Genomic DNA, 24569 nt, shown 5'->3' with positions numbered 1-24569 from the left:
ATCCAATTGTAACACGTTTTGACTTAAACGGGAAACAACAGTTGGAGGCGGTTCAGCTGGTTTAACTTGTAAGTTTTGCCCTCCTGGTCACTGACCACCCATTCCCCATGCTCCATGCCGAAATCGACAGCCTCAATGGTGGCCACGCTCCCCCGGTCGTCCTCTATTTTCAGCCTTAACTGGTGAGTGACAGCCTGTTGAACCATATCCCGCTTCGTTTTGGCATGATAAGAAGTAAAATGTTTTTTCCATGTTTCGGGAAGCTGTTTCCAGGCCGGAATGGCCTCAGTCCAATCAGGAAAAACATTTTCCACTTTCAACTGCCTGTTTTTGTCCCGGGGGAAAGCAATGAGTTCGTGATCAAACGGTATGAGAGGCCATGGCGTGTCATCATTCTTTTCGGTACTGAGGTGAATGCCTTTTTTGTGCAGAACATGGGCGATCTCATCCACCCTTCCTTTTTCGGCAAGCAACAGGCGTGGTGTGGCGGCACGCAATTCAAAGGGCTGTAACTCAGGCATCTCGAGAATGGCCTGGGCCAATTCTTCCTGATTCACTTCCAGCACCACCATCTCCTGCAGTTTAACCTGATTGGGCTGCTTCAGCCACAGCTTAAGCTGTTCTTTAAATGTCTCAGGCACGGGGATACTGCTGTTCTGTTCTAACCAGATAAACCACTTTTCCAAAGCGTGTCCTCCAGAGGCCATGCTCTGAACATAAGCCTGATCCAGGCGCAAAACCAGCATATCTTGCCACGCATCAAGGGCCAAATACTGTGTCAGACGCCACAGATCACGAAAAGGAATCACCTGGGGAACGAGTACTTCCAGGTGAGGCTGAACCCACCACGGACAACACTGCTCATGCTCCCAACGATAACGCCACACCTTTGCGCCTTGAGGGGTTTCAGCATATTCAACCAGCCCCAGTCCCATAAGCGGTAAGATAATTTCTTGCTCCAAGCGGGCAATAATGTCTTGGGCGGGAGGTAAAGCATAGTTATCTTCCCAAGCTTCAACAGGAGATAAAAGATAGACCCAGTCCGACCCCTGAATACCAGCCGTCGTACCGGTGGCAGCCGGCGAATCTGCCCTGGTTCGGAGCAGGTGCTTCATATCAGCTAAATAACGCTGTAACCAGGTTGCCGAGGGCACATAATGGCTAAACCAATAGTCTAAAAAACGAATACTCATCTCCTGCCGGGAGTTCCCCATCCATTGATCCACTTGATCCAAATCTAGAACAAGGCTATGTTTATACCAGCGAATGAGCTGCTGCCTTGTCATGAAATCTAGCAACAGAGCCATCTGTTTACTATACGTTTCCCGGTCAGTAACGGCCAATGGGCAACCTTCCAAATTCACCTTCCGGTTGGTCAATTTTTCCTCACACATGCGCAAAAAACGCTTATGAATACTTTTACGTTTGGTTAAGGGGATACAGTTGTCCTTCTCCTGGCGCCAGACATACATGAACCAGAACAGGTCAACCAAAACAGAAGGCTGAACAGCCCGAAGATTGATCACCTCCTCCTGGCAAACCTCCCATAACTGGACCTGGTTAACGTCCAGATAGGCTTCGTACAGGCTTTCCCTGATATCTTCCGGCATTGAGTAAGCCACTTCCCCCCGTTGGCGGCGCAAGGTATATACCAGGCCCTTTCTTCTCAAACCAATTAAACCTAGCTGAAACAGATTAGGTTTTAGGACAAACTGTTCCTCTTCCACCTGCCGGCATGTTAAAAAATCCCCTCCTGTTTGAAACAGAAAGTAGTGAACGACTTTCTGCTCATAGGGGGAAAGAGAGCGGTACAACAATTGCATTGCTTGTCCATCAGCAAATAGACGCGCCAATTGTTGGCGCAACATTTGCTCCTTTTGTTCCGGATCAAACTGTGTTTGTCCTTTGTCAAGCAGGATCGCGTGAAACCTTTGATTCATCCTTCCTTCTGTTTTTTCTGTTTTTGCACATGTGAATCTAAGCCATTCTTCTAGTATGCGCTCAATGGTTGAACCGGACAACGACTCAATAAAATCCCAAGCTTTTCGCACCGCTCTGCTCCTTTCACTCTGAGTAATCTTGAAGATAGTCAACAACGTGATAACGATAACCTTGCTCAACCAAGAACAACTGGCGTTTTAACGCGTAGTCCTGATCCTTTGAATCTTTGGTGACAATATGGTAGAAATAGGCTTTATTTTCTCCCGGCTTAGGCCGTAAAATCCGTCCTAGCCGCTGGGCTTCCTCCTGCCTTGAACCATAGGTGCCGGACACCTGGATGGCCACAGCCGCAGCAGGGAGATCGATGGCAAAATTGGCAACTTTGGACACGGCCAAAACCCGGATCTCTCCTGAGCGAAACTGTGCATACAGCCGGTCCCTCTCCCCATGCTTTGTCTTGCCGGTAATAACAGGCACCTCAAAGAGTATGCCTAATGCCTCCATCTGGCGCACATACTGGCCGATAATCAACACCTGGTCCTCCCGGTGCTTATTCAAAAGCTCCTTGACAACGGCCAGCTTTTGCGGATTCTCCTGGGCTATTCTCATTTTGTCCTTCTCTGGGGCCAGATGATACGCCCGTTTCAAAGCCGGATCCAAGTCAACCCTGATTGCGGTGCATATAGCCTCAGCAATGTGCCCCTTATGCTCCAGCTCTTTCCAAGGCAGATCGTAACGTTTGGGTCCGATCAGGCTGAAAACATCTTCTTCCCGTCCATCTTCCCGTACTAAAGTGGCAGTGAGTCCCAGCCGGCGGGTGGATTGCAGCGATGCCGTAGCCCGGTAGACAGGTGCCGGCAACAGGTGCACTTCATCATAGATAATCAATCCCCATCTCCTGCGTTTAAACAGATGCATATGACCAAATGCTGCGGACTGAGACGGACGGAAGGTGAGCATTTGGTAAGTGGTAATGGTAACCGGCTTGATCAGTTTCGTTTGAGTTGTATATTCTCCCACTTCATTTTCCGTCAGTGTTGTTTTTTCTAAGATTTCCCTCTTCCACTGCCTGGCAGAGGTTTCATTGCTGGTCAGAATCAGTGTGGCACACTGCTGTCTGACCATGACTGCAATGCCAATAATGGTTTTTCCTGCGCCGCAGGGAAGCACCAAGACACCCTGCCCGCCATAAGCTGAATCAGGGCCCAAAAAAGCATCCACCGCCTCACGCTGGTAATCCCGCAATTGAAACGGGGAACCGTCAGCCAGCACAGGAGCGAAAGCGCAAGGCAATGATTCTCCGTCATCGTAGCCCGCTTCATCCGTTATTGGGAAGCCAAGACGCATACATTGCTGCTTAAGCTCACCCCTTTTTTGTGGGGCAACAGCAATCCCCCATTTCTGCTCCTTTGTCCATTGCAGTCGTTGTGGCTCACCGCTGAAAAAGGAGGATACTGAAGGATAATGGATGACCGCCTGCAAAGCTTCAAGTTTATCGGCGATTAAAAACAGACTTGTATCCAAAGCAACCAGCGTTAACTGTCCATACTTGTCCATATCCTCCCGTATCGACTGGGCGACATCATTGGTCAGGGGGAACTTAGCATAAGCTTGCAAAAAAGAAATGATGTCCTCTGCCCGTTGACCCCGGGCAGCCGCATGCCACAATGACAGTGGTGTGATACGATAGGTATGTATATGTTCGGGACTCTTAATTAAATCGCTAAACGATTGCAGCTTTTGGCGCACATCTTCATATTGGGGATGGTTAACCTCTAAATAGATGGTGCGGTCTGGTTGTATAACAAGAGGCCGGTCAGCAAAATACTCCATTGTTTTCACCTTTCTAGTCACAAAACCGCTTTCATCTTTTATTCACCTATAGTTTAAACGAAAGGAGAGAGGGTTATGAACCGTTTCGCTGGTGAATATCCGCGCTGGATCGAAGAAAAACTTGAGCAAATCCGAAAAAAAGGAGGTGTCCTCACTGTTTCGGATGACACTCATACCTATATCTTGCTGGCCACAGGGGAACGCCTGACAGGTGGATACAGTATCAAAGTGCTCGATGCCGAAGAACGGGTAGAAAACGGGAAAGCCTATATTCTGGTAAAAGCCAAAGAGTTAAAACCGGCACCGGATGCCATTGTGATCCAAGTCATTACTTACCCCACCGCCGTCTACCGCCTGCCTAAAACAGATCTTCCTGTTAAAGTGGAATGGGTCAGGGAATAAATCCTGCTCCGGACCGGTCTCCACCCAAAATTCCCGGCACCGCGCCATTGCGCTTGCCGGGAACTCCTGGAGGATAGGATGGCCGCTATGGAAGGAACTTCTGGATCAGTGGAAGGAAAGTGCTGGTGGGGATAGCGAAACCCATACTTTGATGAGACTGAATGATAATGGCGTTCATGCCGATCACCTGGCCCTTAGTGTTAAACAAGGGTCCGCCGCTGTTTCCGGGATTTAAGGTTGCATCGGTTTGTAACATGTCTTCGTATTCGTTGTTCGCCGTAGATACTGTGCGGCCCTTGCCGCTTAACACGCCCATAGTTAGTGTGTGTTCAAAACCGAATGGGTTGCCAATGGCAAAAACACGTTCGCCGACACGGGTTTCTTTACAAAAGGTCACCGGCGGCAGTTTCCTGGATGTATTAATTTTGAGCACAGCCAAATCTTTATCAGATTGGGCCCAAACCAGTCTGGCTTGATATAGTTGCGGATTTTTCCCCCATTTGACTTTGGCTGCCTTCATACCTGCCACCACATGGTAACAAGTCAAAATATACCCCTTGGGATGAATAATCATGCCGCTTCCATAACTGATCTTGCGCTCGGCCCTTTCCGGGGAAAGCAAGTAGGGAGAAAAGACAACATCTAATCTTTCTGACAATTCCATTCCTTCAATTGACACAATCCGCCTTTTGAGCTTTCGATATAAATCAGTGATCCGGCTATTCATGTTGTCAACGACTCCTTATTGAATAGTCACCCTTCCCGCCGGCCAGTTGTGATGATACCCGGTTCTTAAGGTTCCTTGCTGAATGGGGGAGCGGGGATCATGATAAACATGCGAGGTCCGGTTGGCTCCCGGGCTAACTTGGGGATAGACAATGTTCTGCATCTGGGGAAAATAGGAAACAGGGGGATGGTGAGTACTTGGTATGCCATTGAGCTGTCTGAGCAGAACATTGATCTGTTCTACAACCTGGTTCACCTCAGCCAGTTTATGTTTCAGTTTCATCAAATCAACCTGCCGGACCAGTTGGGCAAGCTGAGTCCATAAGATGGAATCAGGTGTCACCGCCCGATGATGGGTAACAGGAGAGCCTGCTCTTCTTTTTTGCGTACGGTTATGCTGCCCTTGACGCTCTTCTGTGCGTATATGTTGCATCAGGCGTTCGTCCCTGTTTCCGCTTCTGTTTGTCACACCTCTGGCCGAGTTGGCCCTTCTCTTTCGGTTTGCCATGACTCGCCCTCCTTACAGGCGAATGCTTGTTAACTAGTATCATCTTATGGAACATCTAGCAGATATGTTCCATAAACTAGTGATGGGTGTAAACACATCATAGAGGGGAATACAGGTTCATGATCGTGATCGCACACAGAGGCTCGTCCCAGCTTGCACCAGAAAACACATTACCTGCCATTAAACAAGCGTTAAGAGACCGGATTGAAGCGATTGAAATTGATGTCCAGATGACCAAAGACGGACAAGTGATCGTCTTTCACGATGAATGGCTGGGCCGTACCACGAACGGGAACGGCTTTGTCTATGACACACTGTATGCCGAAATCCGCCGTCTGGACGCCGGGAAGTGGTTTCATCCCCGCTTCACAGGGACCCATGTTCCCCTGCTGGAAGAAGTACTTAAACTGTTAAAAGATCACCCCGTTACCCTTAATATTGAGTTGAAAAATAATCTCATAGATTACCCGGGATTGGAGAAAAGCGTCATTGACCTGGTCCACCGTTACAAAATGGAAAACAAGGTCATTTTATCTTCATTCCGGGTTGACAGCCTCCAAACATGCCTGTCCTTGGCCCCCCATATTCGGCGTGGATTGTTATGCTGGGGAACGTTAGACCCTTTTTTTAGCAATCATGCCTGGCGCGAACTTCAACTCTACTCTATACACCCCCATGTTGCATTACTGGGAGATAATCTGCGCCTGCTGCAACAAGAAGGATATTACATTTTCCCCTATGTGATTGAACGTAAATCCCAACTAACGCTCTGCCAAGATTTTAACGTGGATGGGGTGTTTACCAACTGTCCCCGCCGCATCAAAAAGCTGTTAAGGCAAAACTGAACTAAGGCTCAATATGAGGCTTGTCCAGTAAAAAACCCTCGGGAATTTCCTCTCCCCGAGGGTCACTGTTTTACAAAATTTTGGGTATAATATTTGTCAACGACACCAACACCCAAATGGGTAAACGCCGGTTCGACAATGTTTTGCCGGTGGCCTGGACTGTTTAGCCAGCCATGATGGACATCGGGGGCATCCACGTAGTTCCAAGCAATGTTTTCCCCTGCCCGGGCAAAATCAACACCTCCCCGCTGCAGGCGTTCCCCCAAGCCGCCATAACGGGGAGAATGGTGGTCAAAATAGTTGTATTCAAGCATATCCCGGCTGTGTTCGCGGGCAATCTCCGCCACCTCATCATGCCAATCAAAAGGAGACAGTTCCATAGCAGTCCGGGTAACGTTCACCAAATCAAAGATTTGCCGTTCATTGGCTTGGGCCACAGCTTGCCGTTCGCTTTCACTTAAAGGAGGGGGTTCTGGCAGTGAACCAATATAATTCAGGGTGTACGGCCTGTGTAAAAGAAGCGTCTCCAGATCCATCAGGCGAATGCCAGCAATACTTTCTCCCGCATGGAGGTCAATATAAAGCTGTACAGCCATATCCCCCTCAAAATGAAGGGGCCTCTCCCGTTTGTCATCGTCGGAGAGTACAAACGTATAATAACCCCATTGATCTGTAAACGCATATTCTTCTTGCTGGGACCAGTTCTCCTTCCACTCAGCTTTGGCCTGGCCCACACGCCAATCTTTCCATTGCCAGCCTGGTGCGCTGGTATATACCGTGTTTACCCGGCCATCCTTCATGCCAATCTGAATATATGTTTCCCAATCATCATGATAAATCCACCATTTATAACCAAACGCACTGGGATCAATGCGCTGCGGCTCACCCCATCGTTCTCTTAATTCTGCCGCTGTCATACCCAGGAAAACGTATAAATCTTGATCAGAAACAGAGTACAGGGCTCTATCTTCAGGATGCTTTTCTCTTGTTTCCGTATTTGGCCCTGATTCAACAGCGGGCTCTTTATTGCTAAGCGTAACCGGGATATCAGCAAACTCATCCCATCTCATCTGCCAGCTTTCTGACCATGTGTCCCATCCCACTAGCCACAGATGAATCAGGCAGCCAGCCATCAGCCCCAATATCATTCCACGCCACAGTTTCATTGCTTCACTCCTCTCTCGCTTGTCATATAGTACAGCAACAGTTCTTCACACTCTCCGCGAAGCACATCATTGGCATAACGCTGTTGGTATAAGTACCCTCGAAACTTGGCGGTGACGCGCCGGAAGGTTTTTTCTTGTTCTTCAGAGATAATGTGTCCCCCCAGTTCAGCCATTTGCCGCCGCAGCAGCTTTATATCTTGCTCTACCCGGCCGTGAACACGCTCTAACAGCCGGCAGTACAGGCGGGACAATTTGAGTCTCGAATGCCGCAGTTCCTGCACTTCCAGGGGAATCACTTTTAACAAAATATGCAAAACGGTATATCGTTTTAACAGCTCCGTAAATAATTGATATTCTTTCAAATCCATGATCATACCGCTACAACTCCGCTTCTTGTTATCATTCTTTCCCTCAACTTTCACTTTACAAACATCATAAACGAACATATGTTCTTTTTCAAGTAAAAAAATGAGTCTGCTAAGCAGACTCAAGGCTTTTACTCGATTGGATAAGGAAATAAGAAGCAGCTTACGATTGGTAAGTAGGAGACTGAGTATCCGTTTCGCCCCGTCTTTCGGAAATCTCGCTCAGCGCTGCTTCTGCTTCATCCTCATGAATTTCACGAACAGCCAAATCCCCTAACGCTACAATACCCACCAGCTTGTTGCCTTCTACGACCGGCAGTCTGCGAATCTGATGGCGAGACATTAATTGGGCAGCTTCATCTACCGTTGTGTCAGGACTGCAAGTAATGACATCGGCTGTCATCACTTCTGTCACTTGGGTTGAATTAGGTTTCCGTTCAGCCACCCCGCGAATCACAATGTCACGGTCAGTAATCACGCCGAGCAGCTGATCATTGGAAACAACAGGAATAATCCCAACGTCCCATGTTTTCATTTTAACTGCCGCTTCATAGATGTTGTCTTCAGGAATACAGCAGTTGACCTGACGGGTCATAATATCGCTAATCGTTTGCTGTGCCATGTTTTAACCTCCTTGTTAAGCTGAAAAATGCGTGGTCAATCTTAACCTGCCCAAAGTCAAATGAATCATACATGCTAAAGAAATCCTGTGCTTAAAAGGTGAAACCATTTGCATCTTCATGTCTTTCATACTATCATAGATAAAGATGAAACGGGCAAAAGGAGGAATCGTCAATGATCATTAAGGATACAGGCTTGGAAGGCAAAGAAATTTCGATCCGGGACCTGGACGTTGCCATGAACCATGTGGGCTTTGTGCGCTGGGCTTGGGATTACAAACGGGCCACCTATGATTATAAATATGTCGACAGCAAAGATGGAAAAACTTACTATATTCGTGTACCGGTTGAAGCGGTTGAGGGGATCATTGAAGATAGCGGCCACGCCATTGTGAAAATCGGTGAACCGTACATTGGCGTGCACACCTTTCCTCACGGTGTTGCCTATGATTACGACTTTCCCAAACATGCCTTAAACCGGGCCAAGGAAAAGCTGGCTGAGCTGAATAAGTTGCTTAAAGTGAAAGAAGAGCACGAACAAGAACACATGGCCCATTAAAAGACATTAAAAGAGCAGATCACAATGGAGATTCTGCAAAAAAAAATGACCTCCTGACTCAGGAAGGTCATTTTTTATCACATTATTTCTCTGAGGCCTCAGCCTGTTCGGCAGACTGGCCAAAATCAACCCCTTCTACACGGACGTTCACTTCATTGACATACATGCCAGTCATATTTTCAACGGCTTCTTTTACATTGTGCTGAACATTGCGGCACACCTCATCAATTTTTTGTCCGTACTGCACGATCACTCTCAAATTGATGGTTGCCTCATTATTGTTGATGTTGACCTGCACGCCTTTGTGGACCTGCTTGCCACTCACACGCCGGGCAAAGCCTTCCACAATCCCACCTGACATGCTCGTAATACCTTCCGTATCCAGGGTGGCAATGCTGGCGATAACCGCCACCACATCATCAGCTATGCGCACAATGCCTTTTTCTTTAGTTTCCTCCATCATATTCACTCCTTTAGCATGCTCTACTATCAGTTTATGACCAATGTAACTTTTTTAACAGCAGATCACCTTAGATTTTATCAAATCTACAATGCTTTCACCATTCCTCCGTCTACCATGTAGGTGGATCCCGTCAAATAGGTGTTCGCAGGTGACAAGAGATAGGCAACCAGCTGACCAAATTCATGGGGCTCGCCGTACCGTTTCAAGGGGATGTCTTTAAGGGATTCCTGCTGAACCTCTTCCAGCGTTTTTCCTTCCCGTTGCGCACGGGACTCATCTAAGGCACGCAAGCGGTCAGTGGCGATGCGTCCTGGGCAGACCGTGTTCACCAATATCCCTTTTTCGGCCAATTCGATGGATAAGGTTTTCATCAGCCCTTGAACCCCTGCCCGCATGGTGTTGGAAAGAATCAAGCCAGGAATAGGCACCTTGACGGAAGACGAAGCAATGGCCACGATCCGGCCGCCATTGGCTTCCATAAGTGGCACACTGGCCCGGACCAGACGCACCACACTGAGCAGGTTGGTTTCAAACGCCCGTTGCCAGTCATCGTCAGTAAAGGACAAAAATGAGCCGGCTGGAGGACCTCCTGCATTGCACACCAAGCCAAATAATTGATCACTGACTTTCTTGACCTCATCAAAAAGGCGTTTCACATCTTCCGGCTTGGACACATCAGCCGGAATGGTCAGCACTTTTTGGCCTGTTTGTTGTTCGATTTCCTCAGCCGCCTTAGCCAGAGCCTCTTGGCTACGGCTGGAGATGATGACCCGGGCCCCTTCCCTGGCCAGAGCCATGGCACTCGCTTTACCCAGTCCTTTACTGGCAGCCGTGACCAGCACCACTTTACCATCATAATGTAAGTCCATCAAACTCCCTCCTTCTATGTTTTACCTCTTTATGTTATTCACCAAACATGCCCTAAAGTCCTTGTTGAAAAACTGAAATCATACCTGGGAGGACTAGAACTGTCCGCCATTAAATACTATAATGAAAATAACGGGACTCGTGTCCACAGAAAGGAGAGCAGCATTGAAAGAGATCATCACACCCAAACGTATCCTGATTGCCGTTGTGCTGTTGATCAGCGGGTTCATTTTATATCAGTATTTATCTGTGTTTATGCCCTTGATTCTGGCTTTTGTTACAGCATTAATGCTGGAGCCGCTCGTCAAATTGACCCAAAGAACGTTGCACTTGAAGCATCGGCTGGTGGCTGTCACCATTGTCTTTATTTTTTTTGTCTGTTTTATCGGCATCTTGTTCTACCTGGGAATTACCAAATTGGTTAACGAGGCGATGAAGTTTATCGACCGTCTGCCCTACTACATGATTGAAGTGACTTTCTTTGTGGAGAATGCCATCGAACAATTTAATGAAACGATTGCTACACTGCCCCAGCCGCTGGTGGAAGAAATTCAAAGGCAGAGCTTCCTGATCATCAGCAAAGCTAACCAAATTTCCGGCCAAGCCCTTTCTGCCGTAGCAAGCTGGGTTCAGGCCATACCCAATCTGATCGTTGTCATCTTAATTTATTTGATTGCCCTGTTTTTATTCAGCAAAGAGCTTCCCCGGTACATTGAAGGGTTTTACAGCATGTTTAAGGAGGAAAATGCGGAGAAGGTCCGCTATATGTTTCAGCGCTTGTCCCGCGTCTTTACAGGCTTTTTTAAGGCCCAGTTTTTGGTCAGTATTATTATTTTTATTGTGTCCTATATTGGTCTGCTGCTGATCTCTCCCCACAACGCTTTATTGATGGCGGTGATCATTTGGATTATCGATTTTATTCCCATTATTGGATCTATTGTCATTCTGGCGCCTTGGGGCATATTTAATCTGATCACGGGAGATACGCATACAGGTTTTCAACTGCTAATCCTGGCTATGGTGTTGTTAACCATCCGCCGTACCGTTGAACCAAAAGTGATGGGAGATCAGATCGGATTGCCTCCTTTGCCCACTTTAGTGGGTATTTACCTGGGATTTTACTTTTTGGGTGTGGTTGGCCTCATTGCCGGACCCTTGCTGATTATTGCCTTCCTATCTGCGAAAGAAGCGGGCCTGATCCGCCTCAATTTCAAGATTTAGCCACAGTGCTAACAACTTGAAAAACCAGCTCTGCCCCTGCCTGGTCGAAGATGGCAGGAGAAAAGAGCTGGTTTTTCTTTTGTGCTAACCACTGAGGGATATGCTATTTTCTGTCAGCCGGCAATGACACATAGTTAACTCCGCTTCTGGCCAGCCAGTATAAGACAAAGCTGAGACCAAGCAAAACAGGGGCTTCTAGCCACTTCCATTCCTCCCGAAAAGCACGCAGGTCAGCTAATGTATATCCCCCCAACCAAGACAGGCCCAAAATAACTAAGAACGGCAAGCTTAAGATATTCAAGGTCAGCAGCATGCGCATCCAAAGCCGCTGAGTGAAAACAGCATTGAAAAAAGCGATGCTGAACACAAACACATACAGGGCAAAAAGCAGCGCTGCCAGAGACCAAGCCGCTTTATCAATCGTGCGCCCACCGCTCACCAAGGCCAACAGCCCCAACCACACAAGAAAAATAACACTTAAACTTAAGACACCAAACCACCATTTGCTGCTGAGTGCCTGGCCCCTGGAGATGGGCAACGTGAGCAAAAAATCTAATGTACGCTGTTTTTTTTCCTTCATGACCAGCCGCCCGCCAAAGATAAAGACAGCCAGCAAGTGGAACGGGACAAGAGCAAAAATCCCTCCGTCCCACAGCAAGTTGAACTGAGCTTGCCAAAAGGACCAAGTTCTCCACTCCTGCCAGACAGCAGACTGCTCCAGATGGGGGAGATGGAGCAGGATGGCATAAAACACTGGAGATAACAGAAAAAATAAGAACAAACCCAGGACAGAACCTTTATGATTGAACCATTCTTTCCATAGCAAAAGGCTGCATATACGCTTCATGTCCAACCCCTTTCTTAAGTTCACAAGGAAAAAGTTGCCCCGCTTCCAACCGAAACCCATAATCAGCAAATTCTCTTATCTCGTCCTCTATACTGGTCGTGAACACAATGGTGGTTCCATGATTAACAACATCCTGGGCCAACAACTTTAACATCTCCCGTTTTTCGGCAGGGCTTAATTCTTTTCCAGGTTCATCCACAATCATCAACTTGGGACGGGCGGACAGGGCGATAATCAGGGACAGCCAATTGTGTTTCTCCTTAGAAAGTTGGTTCACTTTCCTATTTAATGGAATTTCAAAACCTCTCACTAAGGAGTAGCACCGCTTTTCATCCCAATGGCGGTACAGACGCTGTAACCAGCGCAACAAATCCTTTACTTTGAACTTGGGATATAGGGCGCTGTCATGTAAGACACAACTGACCAACTGACGATAATAAGGCGTATCCTGGGCAATGTTTTGCCCAAAAATGCAAATTTCTCCTTTGGTGGGGCGGATCAATCCCCCCAAGAGACGGGTCAGTGTTGTTTTGCCAGTTCCCGGAGCACCCACGATGCCACACACATATCCTTGAGGAACCTGCAGATTAATGTTCCGCAGCACAAACCGCCCGGAACGATACCGCTTGGATACATTTTTTATCACAAGACATGGCTGTTCGGACACGGTCAGTTTTCTCCCTCCCGCAATGAATAAAAAGGATCGGCATAACAACCAGTGAAAAAAACATCATGCTTCAAAACTCCCAACAGAATAACCAGAAACAACGCTTTGGCCAACCATCAATATTATACGTCTCTTCGTGTATAGAGGAAAGATTAAAAGCACCCCAAAGATGATCTTCTTAGAGCGGCGATTGCCAAGGTGAAGCATGCATGGAATGAAAGCGAAAAAAATTGGACAATATAAGGTCAAACCAAGTTAGGAGAGGAATTGAATGATGAAAGCAAATGAAAATCGAAAAACCCCTTCCATAGATTCATTGGAGCAAAAGCAAAAAAAGGCCCAGCCGTCAGAAAAAGTGAATCTGACCGACAAAAAATTATCGGGATCAGACCGACCTTCCACTTAGATCCCATCTGTTACCCCTTATAACGATAAAACGGCTGCCATCATTAGGCAGCCGCCCGTTTGTACGGTAAGTTTCCAGTCAATTAAGCGTTGTTGTCTTCTTCCTCTTCTTCTAACTCAGCATCAGTTTCTTCAGCGTCCTCTTCAACGTCCTCTTCTACTTCTGCGTCAGCATCTTCTACTTCATCTGTTGTATCTTCTAAGTTGGTGTTGGTGTCTTCAACACCAGGTTGTTCGGCAGGCTCATCTGCATCTTGGGAGCTACAGCCAACCAAAGCAGCTCCAAGTGCCAGAGTCAAAACCAAGGTGAGCAGCAAAGATTTGTTCAGTTTTTTCATGCTCAATACCCCCTGTTCATTTTAATTTTTTATTGGATTACGCACATATCATTCGGGGGGTGGCCCTGTTTTAAGGGGGGTATGCGCTAAAAAATGTGACTTTTTTCCTATATTTAACTATTTATCTTAACTGAAGGTGAGTTGCCGGTTTAATCCATCACAATCAGCAAATCGCCTGCGGAAATACTTTCACCCTCACGAATCACAATCCGCCCGATTTTACCGTCCCGTGGGGCTTGAATCGTCGTTTCCATCTTCATCGCTTCAGTGACCATGAGATGTTCCCCTTTTTTCACCTCTTCTCCTTCTTTAACCAACACTTTCACCACGGTACCTGGCATGGTGGCGGCAATATGGTTCGGATTGGCCGGATCGGCCTTTTCTTTTGTCACCACTTCTTTTTCGGCTGACTCATCCACCACCCGGATTTCACGGGGCTGACCATTTAATTCAAAATAAATGGTTCTTGTTCCGTCTGCCTGAACCTCTCCCACAGAGACAAGGGAGACAATTAACGTTTTTCCTTGTTCGATTTCAACCGCCACTTCTTCTCCAAGGCGCAATCCGTAGAAGAAGGTTGGCGTATCCAGAACCGAGACATCCCCATACTGCTGGCGGTGCCGTTCAAACTCCTCAAAAACTTGAGGGTAAAGGACATAGGACAGGACCTCTTCCTTGCTGAAGGAACGCTCAAATTTTTCCTCCAGTTCGCGCTGTACCTGCTCAAAATCGATAGGATCCAGCAGTTCACCGGGCCGGCAGGTAATCGGTTCTTTTCCCTTAAGAATCACTTGTTGCAAACGCTTCGGGAAACCCTGATAGGGCTGGCCCAGGTAACCTTGGAAGAACTGAACCACTGAATCAGGAAAGTCAATGGACTCGCCCCGTTCAAGCACATCCTCTTCGGTTAAGTTGTTCTGGACCATGAACAGGGCCATGTCGCCCACCACCTTGGAAGAAGGGGTCACCTTGACAATATCTCCAAAAAGCATATTGACCCGGCTGTACATCTCTTTCACTTCTTCCCAGCGGTCCGCCAGTCCGACAGCTTTAGCCTGCTGTTGGAGGTTGGTGTATTGGCCACCGGGCATTTCATGCTGGTAAACTTCCGTGCTGGTGGACAAAAGACCGGCGTCAAACCCTTGATAGTAACGGCGCACATCTTCCCAATAGCGGCTCAATTTCTCCAAGTTGGCCAAATCCACTTCAGTGTCCCGGTCTTGACCCTTTAAGGCAGCCACCAATGCGTTCATGCTGGGCTGGGAAGTCAGGCCTGACATGGAGCTGATGGCACAATCAACAATATCTACCCCGGCTTCCGCCGCTTTAAGGTACATGGCCACGCCGTTCCCGCTCGTGTCATGGGTATGCAGGTGAATGGGGATATCAACGGCCTCTTTTAATGCTGAAATCAGATCATAAGCGGCATAGGGTTTTAACAAACCAGCCATGTCTTTAATACCCAAAATGTGGGCCCCCGCTTTTTCCAGCTCCTTGGCCAGATTGACATAATATTTCAGATCATACTTACTCCGCGACGGATCATGAATGTCACCGGTGTAACAAATGCTCGCTTCGGCAATTTTTCCGTTTTCTCTGACAGCCTCGATGGCCAGCCTCATCCCTTCCAGCCAGTTCAAGCTGTCAAAAATACGGAATACATCAATGCCGTTTTCAGCGGATGCCTTGACAAATTCCTTAATGACGTTATCCGGATAATTGGTGTAACCTACCGCATTGGCTCCGCGCAACAGCATCTGAAACAGCACATTGGGCACTTTTTCCCGCAACCGCCTCAATCTCTCCCACGGGTCTTCCTTCAAAAAACGCATGCTGACATCAAAGGTGGCTCCTCCCCACATTTCCAGCGAGAATAGATTGGAGACCAATTTACCCGTTGCTTCCGCCACGCGCAGCATGTCATAGGTCCGGAAACGGGTGGCATACAGAGATTGATGGGCATCCCTGAAGGTGGTGTCGGTCAAAAGCAAACGTTTCTGATCCTTAATCCAGTTGACCAGTCCTTCTGGCCCTTGTTGATCCAAAATCTGTTTGGTCCCCTCAGGATAAGGATCTTTGTATGACGTCACCGGAACGCGGGGGTTAGGAAAGTTCGGTTTTTTCTCCACTTTTTCCAGCCCTGGAAAACCGTTGACAATGGTTTCCCCAATATATTGCAACAGTTTCGTTCCCCGGTCCCGGCGTTCCGGGAAGACAAATAATTCAGGGGTGTTGTCCACAAAAGAAGTGTCATACTCCCCTCGCAGGAATGCTTCATGTTGTACCACGTTTTCCAGGAAAGGAATATTGGTTTTGACACCGCGGATGCGAAATTCTTTCAAGTTTCGCAACATTTTGCTGGCCGCTTGTTCGTAAGTGATCGCCCAGGTTGAGATTTTAACCAGCAATGAATCGTAATGGGGAGAAATAACAGCTCCTGGAAAACCGTTCCCCGCATCCAGGCGTGTGCCAAAGCCCCCGGCCGTTCGGTAAGCTAAGAGCTTCCCGGTATCGGGCATAAAGTTGTTAGCCGGATCTTCTGTGGTGACACGGCATTGAATGGCATAACCCCTGTAACTAATGTCTTCCTGCCGGGGAATATTAAGGGGTTCATCGTGCAGTGAATAACCGGTAGCAATCATAATTTGGGATTGAACGATATCTATACCGGTAATCAATTCTGTAATCGTATGTTCAACCTGCACCCGCGGATTCACTTCAATAAAGTAAAATTGGCCGTCTTTGTCCACCAGGAATTCAACGGTTCCAGCATTCACATAATTTACATTTTTCATCAAACGAACGGCTGCCTCACAAATTTCCTGCCTCAAACGCTCATCCAGTGCCACGCTGGGAGCGACTTCAACCAGCTTTTGATAACGCCGTTGGACGGAGCAGTCCCGCTCAAACAGATGCACAATATGGCCCTGTGCATCACCCAAAATTTGAACTTCAATATGCTTGGGACGTTCAATATATTTTTCCAAATAAACATCCCCACTACCGAACGAGGCACGCGCTTCGGAGCGGGCACGATTGAACGCCTCTTCCACCTCTTCCCGGCTGTTGACAATGCGCATGCCGCGTCCGCCCCCTCCGGAGGCAGCCTTAATAATAAAGGGATAGCCATGTTCCTTGGCAAAAAGCAAGACTTCTTGCAACGATGAAACCGGTTCCTCCGTGCCGGGAATCACAGGCAATCCGGCTTCAATAGCCTGTTTTCTGGCCTGGACCTTATCGCCAAAGATCTGAATATGCTCCGGTTTCGGACCGATGAAAACGATCCCCTCTTCCTCGCAGCGGCGGGCAAACGTGGCATTTTCGGACAAGAAGCCATATCCAGGATGGATGGCATCCACATCATGACGTTTTGCTATTTCAATAATGCCTTCAATGTCTAGATAGGCTTCAATGGGACCTTTGCCTTTACCCACCAGGTAAGCTTCATCCGCTTTAAAGCGGTGCAAGCTTGTCCGGTCTTCCTCAGAGTAAATGGCCACCGTGCGGATATTGAGCTCTGTGCAAGCCCGGAATATGCGGATCGCAATTTCCCCGCGGTTGGCCACCAAGACCTTGTTAAAGGGTCTCTGTCTGAGATGGGTTTTGTTCATGGTGACTCTCCTTTCTCCTGTTCTGTACTGCATAGCGGGATATATTAAGTAAAATCCCTGTTGAAACCAGATTAAGTAACAGGGATGATCCACCATAACTTAAAAAAGGAAGCGTTAATCCAGTGACAGGCAGCAATCCAGACACTACACCAATGTTAATCAGGGCTTGAATGCCAATCATCCCTGAAATTCCAATCCCTAACAACATACCGAAGGCGTCGGGAGCGTGAAGGGAAAGCTGAATACCCCTTAAAATCAGCACGAGGTAAGCAAGCAGGACTCCGATGACGCCTACCAGCCCCCACTCCTCAGCAACCACAGCAAAGATAAAATCGGTATGGGGTTCGGGAAGATAAAACTGTTTTTGGATGCTGTTATTAAACCCCATCCCCCATAAACCACCATTCCCAATGGCATATAAGGACTGTATCGTATGATAGCCTGTGTCCAGCGGATCCGCCCACGGATCCAGAAAGGCGGTCAGCCGTTCCAATCGGTATGGCTGGGTCACGGCAAAAATACCCACCATCAAAAAGCCCATCAACCCAAGGGCCAACATATGCCGCATTCTGGCGCCAGCACAAAACAGGATGACAAAAGTAAACAACATGAGCATAGAAGCAGTTCCCAGATCCCGTTGCAACAAAGTTAAACCAAAAAAGAGCCCGACAATCACCAACGGAGGAAGCACACCCCGTTTAAATTGGGAGATATACCCTTGTTTTTTAGAATATATGGAAGCCAAGTACATAATCAAGCCCAGCTTAACAAATTCGGATGGCTGTAAGGTTACCACCCCTAAATTGAGCCAGCGCTGAGCCCCTTTTTCTTTAAGTCCAAATCCGGGAACCAGCACAAGCACCATCATAACCAGTAAGACAAGCAAAATAACGGGCACCAGTTTCCTGTACAAACGGTAAGGGATGTTCATCGTTATGTATAACATCAACAGGCCCAAAAAAGCCCACACTAATTGTCTTTTAAGGAAATACGCACTGTCTTGGTGTTCCCAATAAGCGATATGGTGGCTGGAGCTGTAAATCATAACCAAACCAAAACCTAGCAAGATCAGCGTAACAATCAGTATGATAAAATCTGGCCGCCCCAGCTCAGAGTGTTGTTCAAGGTCTAACCGGGTTTCGCTCATGTTGTCACAACGCTCCCCTTATCTCAACCTGTGTGTTTCATGACAGGGCTATCCTGCTCAAATGATTGGTGTTAGGCTTATTTTAACATAAACAGACCGGGATGGGACAAGTTAAAATTAAGCCCAGTGATGCCGGGGTCGAAAGCATGAACCATGCGATTATGAGTGTTCTGGCGGAAAATCGCTCATGAGTTAAGACTCACTTCAGAGACTCTCCCCATAACCTCCCTGTACAACTTTAAGTATGTTATAATAAATGAGCATACGGAAAAAGAGACGGCGGGGGAATTCCCTTGTATCCAAAAGCTTATGTGGATTATCTGGTTCATTTTCATGGCAGCCGGGACTACTTTGAGTGCCATGAGGTATTGGAAGAATATTGGAAAAGCCAGCCTGACCGGGAAAAAGTATGGGTCGGGCTGATTCAGTTGGCAGTGGGACTGTATCATCATCGCCGGGGCAATTTCAATGGCGCAGCCAAAATGCTGGCCAGTGCCCGGCAGATTTTAGGCAAGGAAAAAGCAGCTGTTCAAAAACTAGGCCTGGATCCGGCGGCACTTTTAAAGCAGATCAGTGAGCGGTTAAATGATGTACAGCAGCGGAAAGCTTATACAAGCCTTAATTTGCCTATTACAGATCACCAGTTGTTGCAACACTGCCGGCAGGTTTGCCAGGAGAAAAACTTAACCTGGGGAAAAGACAGTGATCCAGACAATGCATTTCTCATCCATAAACATAAGCTTCGTGACCGCAGCGATGTGATCAGGGAACGGGAATGGCAGAAGAAGCGCAAGGCAAAGCAGCGCAAAACCTGATAAGCTTTATAGACCTCATAAGCTCACAAAAAAGGATGCCAGATTGGCACCCTTTTTTATTGCTTATCTTTATCCTACCGCCTTAATCTTCCATGGTGGACAGGTCGCCGGTTGGCAAGCCCAGCTCCCAAGCTTTCAGCACCCGGCGCATAATTTTTCCGCTGCGGGTTTTGGGCAATTTATCTCTAAACTCAATCTCACGGGGAGCCGCATGGGCAGCCAAGCCCTTTTTGACAAATTGCCGAATTTCTTCCTTCAGCTCCTCTGACGGCTCATAACCTGCTCTTAGTGAGACGAAGGCCTTAATAATCTCACCCCGGACAGGGTCAGGTTTGCCGATCACTCCTGCTTCTGCCACAGCAGGATGTTCAACAAGCTTGCTTTCCACCTCAAATGGACCAACACGTTCGCCTGATGTCATAATGACATCATCCACACGTCCCTGGAACCAGAAATAACCGTCTTCATCCTTGTATGCGGAATCACCGGAAATGTACCAGCCTTTAATGCGGAAATACTCATTATATTTCTCTTCATTTTTCCAAATCTTTCTCATCATGGACGGCCAACCGGCCTTAATAGCCAGATTGCCCATCTGATAAGGTGGCAGCGGATTGCCTTCGTCATCAATAATGTCTGCTTCAATTCCGGGGAATGGCTTGCCCATGGAACCGGGTCTGATCTCCATGCACGGATAGTTGCAAATCATCATCCCGCCTGTTTCCGTCATCCACCAGGTATCGTGAATCCGCCGTTTATACACTTGTAACCCCCAGCGGATCACCTCCGGATTAAGCGGTTCACCCACGCTTAAAATATGACGCAGGGAGGACAGGTCATAACGCTCTGCCACAGCTTCTCCCGCTCCCATTAGCATGCGGAAAGCGGTCGGTGCACTGTACCAGACTGTGACTTTATATTTTTCAATGGTGTAATACCAATCTTCTGGGCTGAAACGGCCGCCCCGGATGACATTGGTCACACCATTGAGCCAAGGGGCAAAGATGCCGTATGATGTGCCGGTCACCCAGCCCGGGTCTGCGGTACACCAATAAACATCATCTTCTTTCAAATCAAGCACCCATTTGCCGGTCTGATAGTGTTGCAGCATGGCGTAGTGTACATGCAGAACCCCTTTTGGCTTTCCAGTAGAACCGGAAGTATAGTGTAAAATAAGCGGATCTTCTTTATCCACCCAGACGATGTCAAACTCTGTGGACGCTTCAGCCATTTCCTTATGAAAATCATGGAAGGTCACTGTCGGATGATCTTGTTTAAATTGGTCAAGGTCAATGTTTTCCCCAACCAGGACAATGTGTTTCAAAGCAGGCAAATCTTTACTCGGCACACGGGGTAACAGTTCAGGTGTGGTGACCAGCGCAACAGCTTCGGCATTTTCCAGACGGTCTCTAACCGCCCCTTCCATAAAGGCCTCAAATAACGGCCCAACAATTGCCCCCAATTTGATGGCCCCAAGCAAGCTGAAATACAACTCCGGTGAACGGGGCATGAAAATAAACACCCGGTCACCTTTCTGAATACCTAATTTTTTCAGGACGTTGGCAGCCTGATTTGACTTTTCCTTCATCTCCTGGAAAGTATATTGCTCATCTCTGTTGGCATCGCTGTAGTACAGGGCTACCTTGTCTCTGCGCTTCCCTTCAGCGTGACGGTCAATGGCTTCATAAGCCATATTCACTTTACCAGTCTCATACCAGGAAAACGCTTTTTCCACATCAGACCAAGAAAATGTGCGTCTGGCTTCCTCATAATCCTGAAGGTTAAACCCCGCTCCTTGTACTTCAATCGTTTCTGTTTTCATAGCCAACACTCCTCCCCTTGTCATACTCAACATAAGATAAAAATGTTTGTCTACCATTAGAATAGACTATATGGAATGTTTTTTTAAATGCCAACATTTATCTTATTATAAAATGTAAACGCTTGCTTATTCATATATTTTATTGATTTTTTCTCAATTTTCCATACCTGCGGTCCGAAACGTGAGCACTGAAGTCTGAAATGTGTTCAAACACCGTCTAATGGTTTGCTTAAAACAAAAGTACCATTCCCTCCATTTTTCTTCTAAAGCCTTTTTGGTATAATGTGAAAGAGCAGGGGTTTGCCAAGGGAGGTGGAAAGTTGAAGATCTATAAATGTTCAGGGTTTGAATACGAAAAGGCGTTACCCACCACAATGGAAGACCAATTTAACGAATCTGAAGTGGTCTATGATCATCTTGGTGAAAAACGGACATTAACTGTCACCTATGTACGTTATTTTGATACATATGTGCAAGAAAAAGGGATTTATGATCCTGAACAGACAGGCATTCCCTTTTACCATCTGGTCGCTTTGCTGGTTTTAATGAAGCATCACGGTTTTGTCAATGCCCAGCGCTTGTACTTTAACGATACCAAAAAGTTCCTCAACGCCTTTAACCAGGAGGATATTGAAGAGGCGGTCTCCATTTACCGCTCCCTGCAACAATCCGAACCATTAGCAGAAGCAAACCATTCGGAAACCATGTCTTGAACCAAGGCATGGTCTTTTTATGCTTCTGGAGGAAAAAGAATCTAGCCTATGCTCGCACATGGAGTCTAACAAACATTGGCATACTATGAACTGACACAGGAGGTGAAAGCATGGCTAAACGCAATCATGATCCTGATCACGAAGGGCGTGACCGCTATTTTGTGGATATTGACCGGATGATTAATGAGGGCCTGGGTGGCGGACAAGTGACGTTGGACAACGGATTAATTGAAGAAGCTCGGGAGTTATCGGAAGAAGTTAACCGCACTTCCCCCACAAAACAAGAAGAGAGATAGCCGGCAGAGCTACCTCTCTTTTTGTTTCGTGATTTTTAAGCAGGCTGTAAAACGGCCTTAATGCGCTCAAAAGCCCAATCCAATTCTTCTTCTTTGATAATGAGCGGCGGAGCCAGGCGGATGGTATGTTCATGGGTTTCTTTGCACAAGAGCCCTTGTTCCTTTAGGGCTTCGCAATAGGGACGGGCCGGCTCGGTCAGTTCGATGCCAATGAACAATCCCTTGCCACGGATTTCTTTGATCTTTGGATTACGGAGTTCCTGTAATTTGGACATCAAATACGCTCCCAACTTTAATGAACGGTCAACAAGATTTTCTTCTTCAATCACTTCCAAAGCCGCAATGGCACAAGCACAGCCAAGGGGATTGCCTCCAAATGTAGAACCATGGGAACCAGGGTCAAACACACCTAGCACATCCCGGTCAGCACTGACGGCAGAGATGGGGAACACGCCCCCTCCTAGTGCCTTGCCCAGAATATAGATGTCCGGTTTCACATCCTCCCAGTCGCAAGCAAACATCTTCCCTGTCCGGCCAAAACCTGTTTGGATCTCATCGGCTACAAACAAGATGTTGTGCTCATCACATATACGGCGAACCTCCCGCAAATACCCTTCAGGAGGAATAATAATGCCCGCTTCACCCTGAATGGGTTCCACCAGGAAAGCTGCCGTACGGGGTGTAATCGCTCGCCTTAGCGCCTCAGCATCTCCGTAAGGGATGATTTTAAACCCTGGTGTAAAAGGGCCAAACCCACGACGGTATCCTTCTTCGGAAGAGAATGATGTCACTGTGATGGTTCGCCCGTGGAAGTTGCCCTCACAGACAATGATCTCCGCCTGGTTTTCAGGGACTTGCTTGACCTGGTAAGCCCAGCGCCGAACCGCTTTGATTGCTGTTTCCACCGCTTCAGCCCCGGTATTCATGGGCAAGACCATCTCTTTTCCGGTTACGGCGACAATTTTCTCATAAAATTCACCCAGACGGTCATGATAAAACGCCCGTGAAGTAAGGGTAACCCGGTCCGCTTGTTCTTTTAAAGCCCGAATAATTTTGGGGTGACGGTGACCCTGGTTTAAGGCCGAATAGGCACTTAACATATCCATATATTTGTTGCCCTCCGGATCTTCAATCCATACACCCTCTGCTTTGGAAATCACAATGGGTAACGGCAAATAATTCTTTGCACCGTAACGTTCAGTTTGCTCTATAATTTGCTTGGACCCACTCATTTTGTCTATCATCCCTCCTTTCCGCTAAAAGTCCAGAAACACTCCCCTTACATCTTAGCAAAATCTTGCAGCTGAATACAAATAGGTCCCCTAAACTGAAATATTCCTTTAAAACCTATAAAAAGCAAAAAAGCTACCTTCCCAGGTAGCCAACGCTTTCCATCTATCACGATCCTTTAGCCTATTATAATCCTTTACCATTTTGCTGTTCGTACGCCTCATGTAACTGGGCGAGGCGCTGTTCTAGCTCGGAGAGGATCTGCTTTCCGGTTTCTTCGGAAATAAGCCCTAGGCGGATGGCAAAATCTATTTCACGTGATAAACCGAACATTTGCGTGTCTAATACTTCTTCATACAGAGGACACTGGGGCATGGTTAAGTGATCCATTTGCACCGAGATTAACTTTAAAATTTTCTCGGCATCTTGCTTAAGTAAAGCCAAGGCTTTTTCTTTCGTATGTGTTGCCATATCGGTTGACAATCTCGTTCCCTCCGTTCCCATGTCCTACTCCTATCCTTAATAATACGCGTTAATATTAAAAATTTCAAGGAAGGAGGGTCAAAAGTGTGAGTCAAGTATTTCCGGGCAGAGTTTTTTATCCCCATCATGGATGTAAGCGGATTCATTGTTTGAGGGTACTCTCTTGGTCATTTCTTATCCTGTTNCTCCTCCCGGCTTGTTGGCCATGCTTCCACCCGCCCAAACAGGGTTTTTAAGCCCAGGTTGTCTAAACGGGCTACAAGACCTCTCATCATTGCCCGTGCCCCTTTTTCTGACCAACTGCGCCCCTGTTTAAGCCGCTTGGCAAAGACATGCATGGTGGATTCCGCGCTTCCCATGGGCCGCATTCCTGTAGTGTCTATGCCCTGCTCTTGAAGCCATTGCCGGTAATCTTCCACGGCTTGCGGATGTTTTTCGATCTGCTGGATCAGCTGTTCAAGTCGCGCTTCTTGCTCTGCCGTTTGTAGCGTCCCCACGGCACTGTTCAGTTCGGTTAATAATCGTTGACTGTCATAGGCCTCAAGGGCCTCCTGCATCTGACGGTACCGGGGATGCTTGCGGCACAGCCGGCGAATCTCTCTGGCCAAGTGAAAACGGTCCATGCAGTAGAAGGCTCTCTCTTTAAAATATTCTCGACAGGCCGTGATCCACTTCGCGC

25 protein-coding genes and 1 pseudogene are annotated in these 24569 nt (G+C 47.5%); 8 read left to right on the top strand and 18 right to left on the bottom strand.

Going from position 1 to position 24569, the window contains the following annotated elements; genetic code table 11:
- Positions 1–23: 23 nt before the first annotated feature.
- The gene (locus tag IEW48_RS10440; RefSeq protein WP_188623704.1) at positions 24–2051 is read right to left on the bottom strand and encodes a hypothetical protein; all 2028 of its coding nucleotides are present in this window, start codon (positions 2049–2051) and stop codon (positions 24–26) included.
- A 13-nt stretch (positions 2052–2064) separates the two neighbouring features.
- Positions 2065–3774, bottom strand: coding sequence for a DNA repair helicase XPB (locus IEW48_RS10435; protein WP_188623703.1), 1710 nt, complete (start codon positions 3772–3774; stop codon positions 2065–2067).
- A gap of 75 nt (positions 3775–3849) precedes the next feature.
- On the opposite strand from IEW48_RS10435, the gene IEW48_RS10430 reads away from it, so the two are divergent.
- Complete coding sequence (locus IEW48_RS10430; protein WP_188623702.1) at positions 3850–4176, top strand: protease complex subunit PrcB family protein; 327 nt, start codon at positions 3850–3852, stop codon at positions 4174–4176.
- Positions 4177–4261: 85 nt separating this feature from the next.
- On the opposite strand, the gene IEW48_RS10425 is transcribed toward IEW48_RS10430, so the two are convergent.
- On the bottom strand, positions 4262–4903 hold the full coding sequence (locus IEW48_RS10425; RefSeq protein ID WP_188623701.1) for a S1C family serine protease: 642 nt from the start codon (positions 4901–4903) through the stop codon (positions 4262–4264).
- 15 nt (positions 4904–4918) lie between these two features.
- Positions 4919–5410 (bottom strand): hypothetical protein, encoded by a 492-nt coding sequence (locus IEW48_RS10420; protein ID WP_188623700.1) that lies wholly within the window; start codon positions 5408–5410, stop codon positions 4919–4921.
- Between the two features lie 119 nt (positions 5411–5529).
- Between IEW48_RS10420 and IEW48_RS10415 the strand changes: the two genes are divergently transcribed.
- Complete coding sequence (locus tag IEW48_RS10415) at positions 5530–6255, top strand: glycerophosphodiester phosphodiesterase family protein (RefSeq protein ID WP_188623699.1); 726 nt, start codon at positions 5530–5532, stop codon at positions 6253–6255.
- A gap of 62 nt (positions 6256–6317) precedes the next feature.
- On the opposite strand, the gene IEW48_RS10410 is transcribed toward IEW48_RS10415, so the two are convergent.
- The 3 genes from IEW48_RS10410 to IEW48_RS10400 form a co-directional block, all read right to left on the bottom strand.
- A complete protein-coding gene (locus IEW48_RS10410) occupies positions 6318–7421 on the bottom strand; it encodes a CAP domain-containing protein (protein WP_188623698.1) in 1104 nt (367 codons plus the stop codon).
- Positions 7418–7795, bottom strand: a complete 378-nt coding sequence (locus tag IEW48_RS10405) for a YhjD family protein (RefSeq protein WP_188623697.1) — start codon at positions 7793–7795, stop codon at positions 7418–7420. The genes IEW48_RS10410 and IEW48_RS10405 overlap by 4 nt, the downstream gene beginning before the upstream one ends.
- A 154-nt stretch (positions 7796–7949) precedes the next feature.
- Complete coding sequence (locus IEW48_RS10400) at positions 7950–8408, bottom strand: CBS domain-containing protein (RefSeq protein WP_007506185.1); 459 nt, start codon at positions 8406–8408, stop codon at positions 7950–7952.
- A gap of 173 nt (positions 8409–8581) precedes the next feature.
- Between IEW48_RS10400 and IEW48_RS10395 the strand changes: the two genes are divergently transcribed.
- Positions 8582–8965: a YugN family protein gene (locus IEW48_RS10395; RefSeq protein WP_188623696.1), complete on the top strand. Its 384-nt coding sequence runs from the start codon at positions 8582–8584 to the stop codon at positions 8963–8965.
- 82 nt (positions 8966–9047) lie between these two features.
- Here the strand turns inward: IEW48_RS10395 and IEW48_RS10390 are convergent, their stop codons facing one another.
- Positions 9048–9425, bottom strand: a complete 378-nt coding sequence (locus IEW48_RS10390; protein ID WP_188623695.1) for an Asp23/Gls24 family envelope stress response protein — start codon at positions 9423–9425, stop codon at positions 9048–9050.
- Between the two features lie 86 nt (positions 9426–9511).
- A complete protein-coding gene (locus IEW48_RS10385) occupies positions 9512–10297 on the bottom strand; it encodes an SDR family oxidoreductase (protein ID WP_188623694.1) in 786 nt (261 codons plus the stop codon).
- A gap of 163 nt (positions 10298–10460) precedes the next feature.
- Here IEW48_RS10385 and ytvI point away from each other — a divergent pair, with 163 nt between their 5' ends.
- Positions 10461–11516: a sporulation integral membrane protein YtvI gene (gene ytvI / locus IEW48_RS10380; RefSeq protein ID WP_188623693.1), complete on the top strand. Its 1056-nt coding sequence runs from the start codon at positions 10461–10463 to the stop codon at positions 11514–11516.
- Between the two features lie 103 nt (positions 11517–11619).
- Here ytvI and IEW48_RS10375 read toward each other — a convergent pair whose 3' ends face one another.
- Positions 11620–12363 (bottom strand): ABC transporter permease, encoded by a 744-nt coding sequence (locus IEW48_RS10375; protein WP_188623692.1) that lies wholly within the window; start codon positions 12361–12363, stop codon positions 11620–11622.
- Positions 12314–13030 carry an ABC transporter ATP-binding protein gene (locus IEW48_RS10370; protein ID WP_188623691.1) on the bottom strand — a complete coding sequence of 239 codons (717 nt, stop codon included), beginning with the start codon at positions 13028–13030 and terminating at the stop codon, positions 12314–12316. Before IEW48_RS10370 ends, IEW48_RS10375 begins: the two co-directional genes overlap by 50 nt.
- Before the next feature lie 271 nt (positions 13031–13301).
- Here IEW48_RS10370 and IEW48_RS17435 point away from each other — a divergent pair, with 271 nt between their 5' ends.
- Positions 13302–13436, top strand: a complete 135-nt coding sequence (locus IEW48_RS17435; protein WP_268236562.1) for a hypothetical protein — start codon at positions 13302–13304, stop codon at positions 13434–13436.
- 82 nt (positions 13437–13518) lie between these two features.
- Here IEW48_RS17435 and IEW48_RS10365 read toward each other — a convergent pair whose 3' ends face one another.
- The 3 genes from IEW48_RS10365 to ftsW form a co-directional block, all read right to left on the bottom strand.
- A complete protein-coding gene (locus tag IEW48_RS10365) occupies positions 13519–13773 on the bottom strand; it encodes a hypothetical protein (protein WP_188623690.1) in 255 nt (84 codons plus the stop codon).
- Between the two features lie 149 nt (positions 13774–13922).
- Positions 13923–17384: a pyruvate carboxylase gene (pyc, locus tag IEW48_RS10360; protein ID WP_188623689.1), complete on the bottom strand. Its 3462-nt coding sequence runs from the start codon at positions 17382–17384 to the stop codon at positions 13923–13925.
- Positions 17350–18531 carry a putative lipid II flippase FtsW gene (gene ftsW / locus IEW48_RS10355; protein ID WP_188623688.1) on the bottom strand — a complete coding sequence of 394 codons (1182 nt, stop codon included), beginning with the start codon at positions 18529–18531 and terminating at the stop codon, positions 17350–17352. Before ftsW ends, pyc begins: the two co-directional genes overlap by 35 nt.
- Positions 18532–18824: 293 nt before the next feature.
- Here ftsW and IEW48_RS10350 point away from each other — a divergent pair, with 293 nt between their 5' ends.
- Positions 18825–19346, top strand: coding sequence for a DUF309 domain-containing protein (locus tag IEW48_RS10350; RefSeq protein WP_188623687.1), 522 nt, complete (start codon positions 18825–18827; stop codon positions 19344–19346).
- Positions 19347–19428: 82 nt separating this feature from the next.
- Here IEW48_RS10350 and acsA read toward each other — a convergent pair whose 3' ends face one another.
- The gene (gene acsA / locus IEW48_RS10345; RefSeq protein WP_188623686.1) at positions 19429–21168 is read right to left on the bottom strand and encodes an acetate--CoA ligase; all 1740 of its coding nucleotides are present in this window, start codon (positions 21166–21168) and stop codon (positions 19429–19431) included.
- A 320-nt stretch (positions 21169–21488) separates the two neighbouring features.
- Between acsA and IEW48_RS10340 the strand changes: the two genes are divergently transcribed.
- Both IEW48_RS10340 and IEW48_RS10335 read left to right on the top strand, forming a co-directional pair.
- A complete protein-coding gene (locus IEW48_RS10340) occupies positions 21489–21881 on the top strand; it encodes a hypothetical protein (RefSeq protein ID WP_188623685.1) in 393 nt (130 codons plus the stop codon).
- A 110-nt stretch (positions 21882–21991) separates the two neighbouring features.
- A complete protein-coding gene (locus IEW48_RS10335; RefSeq protein ID WP_007506200.1) occupies positions 21992–22177 on the top strand; it encodes a hypothetical protein in 186 nt (61 codons plus the stop codon).
- A 35-nt stretch (positions 22178–22212) separates the two neighbouring features.
- On the opposite strand, the gene IEW48_RS10330 is transcribed toward IEW48_RS10335, so the two are convergent.
- The 3 genes and pseudogenes from IEW48_RS10330 to IEW48_RS10320 all read right to left on the bottom strand — a co-directional run.
- Positions 22213–23409, bottom strand: coding sequence for an ornithine--oxo-acid transaminase (locus IEW48_RS10330; RefSeq protein WP_188623684.1), 1197 nt, complete (start codon positions 23407–23409; stop codon positions 22213–22215).
- 184 nt (positions 23410–23593) lie between these two features.
- On the bottom strand, positions 23594–23878 hold the full coding sequence (locus tag IEW48_RS10325; protein ID WP_371874860.1) for an Fpa/YlaN family protein: 285 nt from the start codon (positions 23876–23878) through the stop codon (positions 23594–23596).
- Positions 23879–24159: 281 nt separating this feature from the next.
- A pseudogene (locus tag IEW48_RS10320) lies at positions 24160–24569 on the bottom strand (UPF0236 family transposase-like protein); the annotation flags it as partial.

The sequence above is a fragment of the Caldalkalibacillus thermarum genome, assembly GCF_014644735.1.
In the GTDB taxonomy this organism is placed as follows: Bacteria; Bacillota; Bacilli; order Caldalkalibacillales; family Caldalkalibacillaceae; genus Caldalkalibacillus; species Caldalkalibacillus thermarum.
This window is presented reverse-complemented; position numbering and strand designations above follow the sequence as displayed.